Below are 13,145 nucleotides of genomic sequence, written 5' to 3'. Positions count from 1 at the left end.
GAAGAATCTCTATAAAGTATGTTTAGATTCCTACGGAATGACAAAGTGTGTTAATTCAATTTAAATAAAGCACAATGCTAAAAGTCTAAGCTCAAATTTTTAGCATCTAAAAAAAGAAAAATGGCAAAACGTACAGATATAAAAACAATTTTAGTAATCGGTTCAGGACCTATTATCATTGGTCAGGCAGCTGAATTTGATTACGCAGGAACGCAGGCTTGTCTGTCTCTGAAAGAAGAAGGCTACAAGGTAATTTTGATCAATTCAAACCCTGCAACAATCATGACGGATGTGGAAATCGCTGATAAAGTATATATCGAGCCGATTTCATTACAGTTTGTAAGCCACATCATCAGAAAAGAACGTCCGGATGCATTATTACCAACATTGGGAGGTCAGACAGGACTGAACATGGCGGTAGAATTGGAGAAGTCAGGAATTCTTGAAGAGTGCAAAGTGGAAGTATTGGGAACAAAGCTTTCTGCCATCAACAGAGCTGAAGACAGAGATCTTTTCCGTGAGTTGATGAGAGAATTGAATGAGCCGGTTCCGGAATCTGATATCGTAAACACGGTAGAAGGAGCACTTGCTTTCGCAAACGAAATCGGTTACCCGGTAATTGTTCGTCCTGCCTTTACAATGGGTGGTACCGGAGGAGGTATTGCTTCTACAGAAGCTGAATTGAAAGAGATTGCTGAATTGGGACTAAAACACAGTCCGGTTACCCAGTGTCTTATTGAAAAATCAATCGCAGGTTTCAAAGAAATTGAATACGAAGTAATGCGTGATGCAAACGACAACGCTATTGTGGTTTGTAACATGGAAAATATAGACCCGGTAGGAGTTCACACAGGGGACTCTATCGTAGTAGCACCTTCTCAGACGCTTTCAGACAGAGAGTATCAGTTACTGAGAAATGCTTCCCTGAAAATCATCAGAGCGTTAGGAATTGAAGGAGGATGTAACGTACAGTTAGCTTTAGATCCACACTCTTTCGAGTATTATATCATCGAGGTAAACCCTAGAGTTTCCCGTTCATCAGCGCTAGCAAGTAAAGCAACAGGATATCCGATTGCAAAAATTGCTGCAAAAATTGCTGTAGGATTAACGCTGGATGAAATCATGAACCCGGTAACAGGAAAAACATACGCATGTTTCGAACCTGCTCTTGACTATGTGGTAACGAAATTCCCAAGATTCCCATTCGATAAATTCGAAACGGCGGACAGAAGACTTTCTACTCAGATGAAAGCAACAGGAGAAGTAATGGCGATCGGAAGAAACCTGGAAGAATCTTTACAGAAAGCGATCCGTTCATTAGAAACAGGAATCAAGCATTTAGGATTAAAAACTAAGCAGGCGGAAGCGCTTACTGCTGAGGAAATCGAGAGAAGAATCAGAGTATGTGATGATGAAAGATTGTTCATTATCGGAGATGCTTTAAGAAGAGGATACGACTGGGAACAGATTGTAGAATGGAGTAAAATCGACAAGTTCTTCATCTGGAAACTGAAAAAACTAGTTGACTTCGAAAAAGTAATCGCTGAAAACAAATTCGATAAAGAAACATTAATTGAAGCGAAGAGATTAGGTTTCGCAGATATCAATATTGCTGTTCTTTGGGATGTAAAAGAACGCGAGGTTTTCAACTTCAGAAAAGAAAACGGAGTAATGCCGGTGTACAAAATGGTAGACACTTGTGCTGCTGAATTTGAATCTGAAACCCCTTATTTCTACGGAACTTACGAAGAAGAAAACGAAAGTGTTGTTTCTGACAAAGAAAAAATCATCGTACTAGGTTCAGGACCTATCAGAATCGGACAGGGAGTTGAGTTTGATTACGCAACAGTTCACTCAGTATGGGCAATCAAAGAAATGGGTTATGAAGCGATTATCATCAACAATAACCCAGAAACAGTTTCTACAGACTTCTCTATCTCTGATAAACTATACTTCGAGCCGCTTACAGAAGAAGATGTAATGAACATCATCGAGCTTGAAAAGCCTAAAGGAGTAGTGGTACAGTTCGGAGGGCAGACTGCAATTAACCTTGCCGATAAATTAGCCTCTCACGGAGTACAGATCTTAGGAACTTCATTAGAAGATCTTGACAGAGCTGAAAACAGAGATAAATTTGAAAAAGCACTTCAGGAACTGGGAATTCCTCAGCCAAAAGGAAGAACTTCAACTTCGAAAGAAGAAGCGATAAAAATTGCTAACGAAATCGGATATCCGGTATTGGTGCGTCCAAGCTACGTTCTTGGAGGGAGAGCGATGGAAATTGTATACGCAGAAGCAGAACTGGCTCACTACATGGAGCATGCGGTAGATGCAAGTCCTGAGCACCCTGTATTGGTTGACAAATACATGGTAGGAAAGGAAATTGAAGTAGATGCCATCTGTGACGGAGAAACTGTAGTGATTCCAGGGATTATGGAGCACATCGAAAGAGCGGGAGTTCACTCCGGAGACTCAATCGCAGTATATCCACCACAAAATATTTCTCAAAGTGAGATTGATACTTTGGTAGACTATACGAAAAGACTGGCAAAAGGACTGAAGGTGATCGGATTAATGAACATCCAGTACGTTCTTTTCGAAGGAAACGTCTATGTAATCGAAGTAAATCCTCGTTCTTCAAGAACAGTTCCTTTCTTATCTAAAATCACAGAGGTTCCTATGGCTAACCTTGCAACAAAGGCAATCTTAGGACAAAAACTGAAAGACTTAGGATACGAAAACGGATTGGTTCCAAACAAAGAAGGAGTATTTGTAAAAGTTCCGGTATTCTCTTTCTCTAAACTAACGAAAGTTGACATCTCTTTAGGCCCTGAAATGAAGTCTACAGGAGAAGTTATGGGGAAAGATACAACCCTTGAAAAAGCATTGTACAAAGGATTGGTTGCCGCAGGAAGAAAAGTTCCTATGCACGGATCTATCCTGTTCACAGTAGCAGATAAGCATAAAGACGAAGCAGCAGCTCTTGCAGCAAGATTCCATGAAGTAGGATTCAGAATCTGGGCTACGGAAGGTACTGCGAAATTCTTCGAAGAAAAAGGAATTCCTTGCAAAATAGGATACAAAATCGGAGAAGAAGATGTAAACCTTATCGACCTTATCCAGAAAGGAAAAGTTCAGTATGTTGTGAACACTACTACAAAAGGTAAACAAGCTGAAAGAGACGGATTCCAGATCAGAAGAATGAGCGTTGAAAACGGAGTTCCTTGTTTAACTTCAATGGATACGGTAGAAGCGATCTTAAAAGTAATCGAAAGCATGAGTTTCAAAATGGAGACGATGTAATTTCGAACAGAAATAAATACTTAAGTTCCGCAAGTTTTCTTGCGGAATTTTTTTATCATTTAATCTAAACAGAGAGGAATCTGTTTATTTTTGCAAAAACCAAGTAAGATAAAATTATATGAATGCAATTATTAAAGGAGTTTTAAGTGTTGTTTTTGTGCTTGTATTTTGGGGATGTTCGATACCAACAGATTTTTATATTCAAAATTTAACAGAAACAAAAAAAACAGTAAAAATTAATTATAAAAAAAGAATGGTAAAAGAATTATCTGAAGGTTCTTATGGTGCATTTAGTTTCAATTATGAGAATGATATTGTACAGCCAAAATTTTTCAGAAAAACTAAAAATCTAAAATCTCTTGAAAAAAAGATGGACAGCTCTGGTGTTATGCTGGAAATCAACCCCCATTCAACAGTACGGATTGAAAAAACACATAATTTTATGTGGAAATGGTATATTGTTGATGTTGAAATTGACGGACAAAAATATAGTATAGACGAAATAGCCAAAAAATCTGAGAACGTTAAAGATGATTATATTTTTAAAATTGAATAAAGAAAAAAGTTATAATGGATAAAAAAGCCATAAAAATTTTATTGAAAACCATAAAAAGTTCTCAGGATGAGAGTCTAAGCGACTGGTTTTATTGGGAAACCTATATGCAATACATCACCGAAGATGATTTTGAGTATGCAAAGAAGCAGTCGGTAATGTATGATCAGGAAGAAATAAGCCATGATGAAATTTGCCGTAGAATTAAAAAAGCTGTTGCTAATATTACAAAGCAGGACGTTGTTGATGCCTTTATTTACAGCCTGAGTACAAGGCAGTTGGAATACCGTTCATTCTTGTCCAGCTACTGTATTGCCCAAAGTCTGACTGAGCATAGCTTTACACCAAGCCCACAACCTAATGAAGGTATCTGTGCGGTGTGTGGCATTCATGCTTATGAATTTGAAGATCCTATCGAATTCAATACGATCAATTATTTCAAGTATAAAGATGGAGCCTGTTTTGATAATTTAATTCAGGTTTTATTTGATGTAGAACAATTTCCAAAGCTTCCGGCTGTCAAACCCAATGAAAATGATTACAGCATACTCAATGAACTGAAAAAAATCATGGAGACAACAGATCCAAACGACAGAATTTCTCAACTCAAAAAGAAAATTTCTAAAACTTTCAAATCAAATGATGAAGAACGGTTAGGAGTATTGGAAATTTTAGGAATCATTGGAATTTTACATGATGATGAGCATTTTGGATATGCAGATCATTACATTACCTATCCTGAAAGAGAGCACAGACCTATAAGAAATGATGATGTTGGTTACCCTGCGAGATGGTGGCAGGGAAAATTCGGGATTGATAATGAAAAGTGGGAGTATTGGTTCGGAAGCAAATAATAAGCTGGAGGTTGTACAGTTACATATTTGAAGCAAACTTTCATTATAAAAAAGATTCTCAGAATTAATTCACAATAGTTTTTATTCTATCATCTTAAAAGTAGATTATGTTTGAAGAATTATTTATAAATTAGAGCGTTAAAATTCAAGCTGTTATTGCTATTTAAAAACTAATAAAAACTTCACCAAATCAAGATATAACCATGGCAGAATATTACGCAAAATCAAGCAATTCTTTATCTTTTGAAGTCACAAAAGAAGAGACATTAATTGGGAAACTTACTTATACAAGCTGGTTTAAATTTAATGCTGCCATTGAAATTGCAGAGGGTCAGAGCTATCAGGTAGAGCCAAAAGGTTTTTGGGGAACCACCATTGAACTGAAAGACCATGAAAGAGTACTTCTGAAATTCAGAATGAACTGGAATGGTGAAATTGTGGTACAGACTTATTTTGACGGCATAAAGAATGGTTATCTTTTTAAACACAGAGGGATTTTTAAAGAATCATTTGTCCTTACAGATCAGGAAGGTGTAGAACTGATGATCATAAAGCCACATCTGAAATGGACTTCCATGAATTACGAATACCAGATTACCACCTCTGATGCCTTTGAGACATTTCCGGAAAAAGAAATCGTTTTAATTAATGCTCTACACTGTGCCAATTACTATATGTCTATGATGGCTTCTGCTGTGATATAAAAGTTCATCTTACACTTCAACAGAAATAACTCCTAATTTTATCAAATAGAGTGCCTCAAAAGTCGAAGAATTCGACTTTTGTCATTCTGACGAAGGAAGAATCTCATTAATAGTCTATTTGTTATCAAAACAGAGAGTTCTTAACTACTTATCCAAAGCCTTTGAAACCGCCAGACTATCTTCCAATAGTCTGTAGCGTATAATTTTATTATTTTGAATGCACATCTGTATACAGAATAAAGACTCTACAATTTTGCTTGTTTCAAGCATTTTCGTTACAAATTCTCCTGTAATCACGGCATTTTCATCATCGGTAAAAATATGATCAATTTTTGCAGAAACAGGTTCTGTATTTTTCCATAGCAGTTCAAAAAATTCGGCGACTTCCTGTTTATTATTTCTTACTCCCAGCCAGGCCACTTTTTGCTCATCCCCAGGTATATACCAATCCACGGTATCAGAAAAAAGGTTGGTTAATGCTATCAGATTTCTTTCCGACATGAACTGTAAAAATTGTTGAATGGTTTCTTGGATGTTGCTGCTCATTTCTTGAAAATTATAATCAATAATTGACTTTGTATAGAGTTATGAAGATATGAAAAATTTACATTCTAATTGTTGTTTATTTTCATAAAATCCTTTATTGATCGGTTATTTCATTAAGCAAGTTTTATGATTTGTATCATGTTTTTATTTAGAATTAATAAAAATAAGATAATTTTGCAAAACTAACTTAATTATAAACATGAAAAAAACTATTATTTCTGCAGCTCTATTAGCCGTAACAATGCTGAGTGCCCAGGAAACGGATACCATCAAAGTGGCTGAAATCCAGTCTGTATCCCTTCAGGGAACTCACAATTACAGAACAAAAAAATCTGAATCTATAGCAAGACTTCCTCTTGAAAATCTTGAAAATCCTACCGTTTACAACCTCGTTCCCAAAGAAATCATTAGTGAAATGGGAGCAATGGACTTCAATACAGCGATGGCTTCTGCCCCTGGAGTAGTGGTAAGCAACAGTGTAAACGACAGCGGAAATGATATTTTCATGAGAGGTTTCAGCTCAAATGCCAGTTTCAGAAACGGATTGGTTCAAAACCCAAGAGTTCAGTCCGAGATCGCTAATATCGAGAGGATAGAAGTAATAAAAGGGCCATCCGGAACTTTATTCGGAGGAACCTTAGCCAACTATGGCGGAGTGGTGAATATCGTTACTAAAAAACCGCAGGAAAACTTTGGAGGAATTATCAATTATACCACCGGAAGCTGGGGAATGAACCGAATCACAGCGGATGTAAACACCCCTTTGAACAAAGAAAAAACAGCATTAGCAAGATTCAACGTAGCAGCTTACTCTCAGGATTCTTTCCAGGATGCAGGCTACAACAAAGGATTATTTTTCTCAGGAAGTGTTTTGTATAAAGTAAGTGATAAAACCACTGTAACGTTAGACACCGAGTTCCATGCTCCGGATAAAACATTGAATGCCTATGTAAGAAACTCAGAAAAACTGACTTTACATTCCATGAAAGACCTGGAAGTTGCCTATAAAAGAGCATTTACAAGTAATGATATCGGTTCCAAAAGAACCAATTTTGTAACGATGGCGGAGGTTACTCATAAATTCAACGATCAATGGACATCAAGAACCTCTTACCAAAGAGGAGAAGCCAATGAAAATGAATCAATCTTTTTAGTGCTTAGATATTTGAATAATAATCAGGTAGAAAGAATGATCCGTCCTTTCGACAGCTTTAAAGTAACCACAGACAATATTCAACAGAATTTTACAGGAGATTTTAAAATAGGCGGCTTAAGAAACCGACTGGTAGTGGGAATAGATTACTTCCAGCAAAGAACAAAATATCAGTTCCCTTATTATGAAGCCAATGGATACAGCAATGTTTTCATGCCTTATGACAAAGTAACCTTGGACAGCTCTTCAGCGTGGGATCCTATCTCAAGAAACAAATTCATGAACAAGGAGAGAAAATCTACAGAATCTGATATTACAACTTTCAGAACGATCAGTGGTTATATCTCCAATGTTTTAAATATCACAGATAACTTGCTGGTAATGGCCAGTTTAAGAGTAGATAGCTATAAAAATGATGATACAGTGGTAAACGGTGTGGAAATCTCTACAAAAAACGGATATCCTGAAAATAAAGTGACAGGGTACAGCCAGACTCAGTTTTCACCAAAGTTCGGATTGGTATATGAAATCGTAAAAGACCAGATTTCATTCTTTGCCAATTATGTGAACGGATTTAAAAACTATGCTCCATCATTAAATGAAGTTGGTGTTTTGACAAAATGGGATCCTGAGCAGGGAAATCAGGTTGAAACAGGGTTTAAAGTAGATCTTTTTCATAAAAAATTACTGACGACCGTGAGTTATTATAATATTAATGTTAAAAACAGACTGGTTGCAGATCCGGGTGGAATAGGAAGCATTCAGGATGGTAATATCAAAAGTCAGGGATTGGAAATTGGAATTATTGCCAACCCTTTCAAAGGATGGAATATCGTGGCCGGATATGGTTATAACGATAACAAATATGATGACCGAAGCAAAGATAGCGGAAAAAGAATCGCATGGACACCAAAACATGTAGCGAATCTATGGACGAGCTACAAAATTATGGATGGTGCTTATGAAGGACTTGGTTTCGGAGCTGGATTTAATTTTGTAGATCAAACTTATATCAATATTACCAATCATTTCCTTGCTCCGTCTTATACTACTGTAGGTGCTACCATTTTCTATGACAAGAAAAAATACAGAATCGGTCTGAAAATGAATAATGCGCTGAATGAAAACTATTGGAACTTCTACGGACAGCCACAGAAGCCAAGAGAAATCCTTGCCAATTTTGCATTCAAATTTTAATACCTGAAAACAAAAATAATTTCAACGAAAATATAAGGATGAAAACCGCAAAGGTGCAAAGCTTTGATTTATAATATATCTATTTCTGATGCCTTAAAATATGCTAAAGTAAACGGCAGCAGGAATAACTCTTTTCACTTTACAAACACGCCATTATAAATACAATTGCGCCTTTGCATTTTCTACACTTACATTTTTGAATGGATGAAAACAGATATGGAAAATAAAAAAACGAATCCTAAAAAAAAGCAAGGGAAATCCCTTACCAAAAGAATCACAGGCTGGCTGCATCTATGGCTCGGGCTGGTTTCCGGAATCATTGTGCTTACTGTTACTCTTTCGGGAACTGTATTTGTCTTTTGTGACGAAATCATTGATTGGTGTGGAGGAAGTGCCAAATATGTTCAGGCTCCGGCTCATGCTAAAAAAATGACGCCTGAAGCATTGCTGGCTCAGTTCCATCAGCAGGTTCCGGATCGAAAAGCATTCTATTTTGATACGTATAAAGAAGCAGACAGAAGTTTCAGGGTAGCATCGGCAACGAAACCACCTAAAGATAAAAGTGTGGACAAAGCAGAAAAGTCAAAGAAAAAGGGGCGCGGTCCAAGAGGTGTATTTGCCTACCATTATCTTAATCCTTACACCGGAAAAGTAATGGGTTTCACAAAAAGCTATGAGTTTTTCTATGTTGTAGCCCATATTCATGCACAGTTACTGGCGGGGAAATTCGGGAAAACAGTAGTCGGTGTTGCTTCCATCATATTTTTTGTTCAGCTTATCGGTGGACTGATTCTCTGGTGGCCAAAAAAATGGAACAAAACAACAAGAACAACAGCTTTTAAAATCAAATCCGGAACAAAATGGCGCAGGAAAAACTACGACTTTCATAATGTTTTTGGGTTTTATTCATTGCTGCCGGCAGTGTTTATTACCATTACAGGGTTGATTATGGCCTATGAGGTTTTAACAAATCTTACCCAGCAGGCTTTCGGAGGAACTGTAGATGCCCATAGTATTGCAGAAAAGTATGAACCTAAATTTGATCCTGAGAAAAAAGCATTATCATATACTGATTTTGTAGAGAAAAAATTTAAAGAGTTTCCTGAAGCAAAGCAATTCAGGATGAGTATTCCCAGAAATGATTCAGCAACAGTTTATCACGTGGGCATAGCTCAGTTTATTGGTTTAAAAAGCCTTGTCAATGGCAAAAGTATAGAAACGAATAAATATACCGGGAATGAGATAGATTATCCCAAAGAAGTTCAGATGCATGAAGTCATTGAGCATATGAATTTTGACCTGCATGTAGGCTATTGGGGCGGAATGTTCGGTAAAATATTCACATTCATTATCGGGATTATTTGTACCAGCCTCCCTATTACCGGATTTCTGATCTGGTGGGGAAGAAGGAATAAATCACCCAAAAAGAATAAAGAAATTAAAAATATTCATCAACACAGAAAAGATTCACACCATGAACAACTGGTTTAAAATTATATACCTTCCCTTATTTTTATTCTTCATAGCAGGAAAGGCTCAGGAAAAACTGACCATTGGAGAGAAGCAAAATGTATTTTCAAAAGTTCTAAATGAAAACAGAGAAATCTGGGTTCATCTGCCCAAAACTTATAACGACAATACCATCAATCCTGCAAAATATCCGGTCATCTATCTTTTAGACGGAGAAATCAATTTTGAATATTATACAGGATTAACGGATTTCATTGCCAGAACACCCTATGCTGATATTCCGGAATGTATTGTGGTAGGCATTAAAAATACAGAACGAACAAGAGACCTTACACCCACTAAAGCTCAGAAGAAAAGTCCTGTAAACCCCAACATTATTCTTTTTGCAGACAGTGGAGGAAGTGAAAAATTTGTAAAATTTATACAGGAAGAACTGAAATCATTCATTAGTAAAACCTACAGAACTCAGGATTATTCTGTGTTGGTAGGACACTCTTTCGGAGGATTATTTGCTATTAATACCTTCCTTTTGCATCCGGATTATTTTAATGCTTATGTTGCCAATGATCCTAGCCTATGGTGGGATAATAAAGTAATGATTGTAAAAACAAAAGAATATCTGGAAAAAAATAAGACATTTCCTGCGAAAAAATCTTTGTATGTTTCTCAGGCAGATAATGAAGAACAGCAGAAAAACTGGAATTCTGATATGACTCAGGCCATTGAAGAATTTAAAGGAATCATAGAAAAGAACGGATCTTTAAACTATAAACATCGTTTCTTCGAAGGTGAGACCCACGGAACCGTTTCCTATCCTGGAAATTATGAAGCTTTGAAATTTATATTTAAAGGTTTCAGAACCGATATAAAACAGTTGGCCAAAAATCCCAAAATGCTTGAAGAAGATTATAAAAAGTTTTCCGAAAAAATGGGAGCAGAATTTATCCCTTCAGAAACTTACCTGAATGTAGTCATCAAATTTATGAAAAGTAATGGTTTTAAAGACTCAGAAACTTATTTTATGAATGTGAAAGACAAATATTATTCTAAGAAATAAGACACTCAAAATAAAAAAGCAAATCCGTTGATGAACGATTTGCTTTTTTTATACATGGATAAGAATTCTTATAATAGTTTTTGGCTAAAGCCAATGGAATATTTCTAAAAAATAAAAACGGGCTAAAGCCCATTCCTCTTGAATCTTCTTTTGGTGATTGAAATGAATCCTAATTCCAAAAATCTATCCGCACAGTTTGTCATTCCGTAGGAATCTATACTCTTACCATCTAAATACAAGATCTAGATTCCTACGGAATGGACAAACTAAACGTTTTATTTATCCAAAGAATTTGACATTCGGTAGAAGTCTAAACCGATTCTTTTAGAAGCTTTTTTACCATTTAGCATGTTTATCCTATTAATGTCTGTTATCGCAATTAATCGGGAAATCCTTCTCCTTTTGATCTAAAAAACTAATGGAAGGACAGCCAAAAGACTGAGCCATAAACCCAAAAATAACAGGAGGTTTTCCTTTGAAAAGATGGCCTGTCCATTGGGAAACATTGGCTTCATCAGCATCTATTCCATAAAGAGGCATGAATTCTCCGCCATCACTTCCTGCAAGACTGAATGTCTTCTCCGCAATTTTTTCTTTGCGATCATTGATGACTGCAAGTTTACGCTCAACAATATTTCCTTCTTCAAGATAATCCTGCAGATAATAGGTCAGATTTTCATATTGTGACTGATAAGTTTTTCCCAGAGCCAGTTTTGAGTGAGAAAAATATTTTTTTGAAACATCAGCGCTGCCTTTTTGCCATTTCACCGCTTTCATTTTATTGTCTACGAAAGGGTTTTTATTTCCAAAATAAGCGACGGCATTATTATAACGGTCGTATTCTGTTGTTTTTTGATGAGTGGCTACCTGGAATCCCATCATATAAGAATCCGGATCTAAATCCTGATCATCAGAATAAGGACTTAAATAAGCCACAGCCTTTAGCTTGCTGACTGGCATTCTTTGAAGTTGGTTAGAGCCATACTCATAGATGTACAGGGAATCATTTTCAGTGAGCTGAATTCCGTTGAGCAATTTTTTTCTGCTGGGTGCATCCAGTTCAAAATGCTGGAGTTCTTCGAAAGACATCTGTTTATGATTTTTAACAATTTCGGCAGGTATCGGTTGCTCTCCTTTATAGATATCTGAAACAGAAATGAAAATATCCATATCAGAATCTTTTTCAGCTGATGAAATAACAGACAGGCTGAAAATATTAAAGTTGGTATAATCTATTTTCTCTTCAGTTTTTGCTGTTTTTATAGTATCATTCGTGATTTTTGTTTCTGTGGTAACTGTTTTCTTTTCATCTTTTTGACAGCTCACCATAACCAGTTGAAAACAGATAAGTGCTGCGACAGTTTTGATCTTCATCATCTTTCTTAATAGTAAAGAGTTATTAATATTTTAATTCATTTTGTAATAAGGTTCTGAAAAATATTTGCTGGGTTTGATGTAAGCTATTTTCCTTTCAGCATCAAAGATCCATATAAACCTGCGAAGCATGTCAGCCCCGAGATAACTTACATTTTGTGTTTTCAGTTCACCGGAGAAAAATCCTACGGAAACATCTTTAAAAACACTATTTCCCAACTTGAAATATGGTAGAACAGATTGTTTGGTAGTTAAAGTTTTACCTTCAGAATTTTTTAATGTTTTTTCTCCCGTTACTTTAAGCTTTTTCTCCAGATTCTTTTCTTCTGCAAACTCATTGCTGTACAGAAGCGCTCCGGAAAATCCGGATTGTAAAACAAAATAGGCTTCCTGCTGCTGATCACCATCAAGGATATTGTCTGCTGCCAGATAAAATCCATCATGATCCAGGATAATATTAATAGGCTGGTAACCTTTCAGATCCGGCATTTTGTCATAGATTACAAACTGGTTGTTGTCATAATCAATTTTAAATGCTTTCCCTTCAAAAATTCCGGTCCCGATTTTTCCGTCTGCTTCATGCCCTGTTAACTGATTGTCAAAAAAACGAACCTCTTTCTGGACAATTTCCCCGATTTGTACCGTATTGTGGTCGCTGAGTTCTTCTTTGTTGAAAATAATATGATTTGCTTTCTGTTTGCCATCAGGAGAAATTGAATAATCTTTCATCGCTATCTGAAACATCAGATCCAGCGAATCCTTTTGGTTGACAAGAGTTTTGACAATAATATTATTGTGTTTGGTGATCCGGAAAGGAATGGTCTGCTGTGCTTTCATACCGTAAAATCCAGCCGAAAGCAGTATGAAAAGTACTGTTTTTTTGAGCATTATAAGTGATTAGTGTTTTAAAACTTTAAAATTACCTATTATCTTT

The 13,145-nt window shown here is 36.3% G+C and carries 10 protein-coding genes; 7 read left to right on the top strand and 3 right to left on the bottom strand.

The genetic code is table 11. From position 1 onward, the window contains the following. Nucleotides 1-120: 120 nt before the first annotated feature. The 4 genes from carB to REB14_RS21145 all read left to right on the top strand — a co-directional run bounded on the left by carB (nucleotide 121) and on the right by REB14_RS21145 (nucleotide 5,414). Nucleotides 121-3,303 carry a carbamoyl-phosphate synthase large subunit gene (carB, locus tag REB14_RS21160; RefSeq protein WP_309523222.1) on the top strand — a complete coding sequence of 1,061 codons (3,183 nt, stop codon included), beginning with the start codon at nucleotides 121-123 and terminating at the stop codon, nucleotides 3,301-3,303. Nucleotides 3,304-3,421: 118 nt separating this feature from the next. Continuing rightward, nucleotides 3,422-3,859, top strand: a complete 438-nt coding sequence (locus REB14_RS21155) for a hypothetical protein (RefSeq protein ID WP_079241228.1) — start codon at nucleotides 3,422-3,424, stop codon at nucleotides 3,857-3,859. Between the two features lie 14 nt (nucleotides 3,860-3,873). Then, complete coding sequence (locus REB14_RS21150; RefSeq protein ID WP_309523221.1) at nucleotides 3,874-4,710, top strand: hypothetical protein; 837 nt, start codon at nucleotides 3,874-3,876, stop codon at nucleotides 4,708-4,710. Between the two features lie 203 nt (nucleotides 4,711-4,913). Then, nucleotides 4,914-5,414 (top strand): hypothetical protein, encoded by a 501-nt coding sequence (locus tag REB14_RS21145; protein ID WP_309523220.1) that lies wholly within the window; start codon nucleotides 4,914-4,916, stop codon nucleotides 5,412-5,414. A gap of 144 nt (nucleotides 5,415-5,558) precedes the next feature. Here the strand turns inward: REB14_RS21145 and REB14_RS21140 are convergent, their stop codons facing one another. After that, nucleotides 5,559-5,960 carry a nuclear transport factor 2 family protein gene (locus REB14_RS21140; RefSeq protein WP_079241231.1) on the bottom strand — a complete coding sequence of 134 codons (402 nt, stop codon included), beginning with the start codon at nucleotides 5,958-5,960 and terminating at the stop codon, nucleotides 5,559-5,561. 199 nt (nucleotides 5,961-6,159) lie between these two features. On the opposite strand from REB14_RS21140, the gene REB14_RS21135 reads away from it, so the two are divergent. From REB14_RS21135 to REB14_RS21125, 3 genes are all read left to right on the top strand, one after another. Continuing rightward, nucleotides 6,160-8,310 carry a TonB-dependent siderophore receptor gene (locus tag REB14_RS21135; RefSeq protein WP_079241232.1) on the top strand — a complete coding sequence of 717 codons (2,151 nt, stop codon included), beginning with the start codon at nucleotides 6,160-6,162 and terminating at the stop codon, nucleotides 8,308-8,310. Between the two features lie 216 nt (nucleotides 8,311-8,526). Next, nucleotides 8,527-9,801: a PepSY-associated TM helix domain-containing protein gene (locus REB14_RS21130; protein ID WP_309523219.1), complete on the top strand. Its 1,275-nt coding sequence runs from the start codon at nucleotides 8,527-8,529 to the stop codon at nucleotides 9,799-9,801. Further along, entirely contained in the window at nucleotides 9,785-10,837 is a 1,053-nt protein-coding gene (locus REB14_RS21125) for an alpha/beta hydrolase (RefSeq protein WP_309523218.1), read from the top strand. Before REB14_RS21130 ends, REB14_RS21125 begins: the two co-directional genes overlap by 17 nt. Before the next feature lie 360 nt (nucleotides 10,838-11,197). Here REB14_RS21125 and REB14_RS21120 read toward each other — a convergent pair whose 3' ends face one another. Beyond that, nucleotides 11,198-12,214 carry a hypothetical protein gene (locus REB14_RS21120; RefSeq protein ID WP_079241235.1) on the bottom strand — a complete coding sequence of 339 codons (1,017 nt, stop codon included), beginning with the start codon at nucleotides 12,212-12,214 and terminating at the stop codon, nucleotides 11,198-11,200. 30 nt (nucleotides 12,215-12,244) lie between these two features. Beyond that, on the bottom strand, nucleotides 12,245-13,099 hold the full coding sequence (locus tag REB14_RS21115; protein WP_309523217.1) for a hypothetical protein: 855 nt from the start codon (nucleotides 13,097-13,099) through the stop codon (nucleotides 12,245-12,247). Nucleotides 13,100-13,145 lie beyond the last annotated feature (46 nt).

Source organism: Chryseobacterium metallicongregator, from assembly GCF_031324065.1.
Taxonomy (GTDB): Bacteria; Bacteroidota; Bacteroidia; order Flavobacteriales; family Weeksellaceae; genus Chryseobacterium; species Chryseobacterium metallicongregator.
The sequence above is the reverse complement of the archived record's forward strand: the minus strand, read 5'-3'. Positions and strand labels throughout refer to the sequence as shown.

Bases quoted from the DNA above. Each gene is read 5' to 3' on its own strand.
- REB14_RS21145 (WP_309523220.1), top strand. From the start codon at position 4,914: ATGGCAGAATATTACGCAAAATCAAGCAATTCTTTATCTTTTGAAGTC.
- REB14_RS21150 (WP_309523221.1), top strand. From the start codon at position 3,874: ATGGATAAAAAAGCCATAAAAATTTTATTGAAAACCATAAAAAGTTCT.
- REB14_RS21130 (WP_309523219.1), top strand. From the start codon at position 8,527: ATGGAAAATAAAAAAACGAATCCTAAAAAAAAGCAAGGGAAATCCCTT.
- REB14_RS21140 (WP_079241231.1), bottom strand. From the start codon at position 5,960: ATGAGCAGCAACATCCAAGAAACCATTCAACAATTTTTACAGTTCATG.
- REB14_RS21125 (WP_309523218.1), top strand. From the start codon at position 9,785: ATGAACAACTGGTTTAAAATTATATACCTTCCCTTATTTTTATTCTTC.
- carB (WP_309523222.1), top strand. From the start codon at position 121: ATGGCAAAACGTACAGATATAAAAACAATTTTAGTAATCGGTTCAGGA.
- REB14_RS21115 (WP_309523217.1), bottom strand. From the start codon at position 13,099: ATGCTCAAAAAAACAGTACTTTTCATACTGCTTTCGGCTGGATTTTAC.
- REB14_RS21155 (WP_079241228.1), top strand. From the start codon at position 3,422: ATGAATGCAATTATTAAAGGAGTTTTAAGTGTTGTTTTTGTGCTTGTA.
- REB14_RS21135 (WP_079241232.1), top strand. From the start codon at position 6,160: ATGAAAAAAACTATTATTTCTGCAGCTCTATTAGCCGTAACAATGCTG.
- REB14_RS21120 (WP_079241235.1), bottom strand. From the start codon at position 12,214: ATGATGAAGATCAAAACTGTCGCAGCACTTATCTGTTTTCAACTGGTT.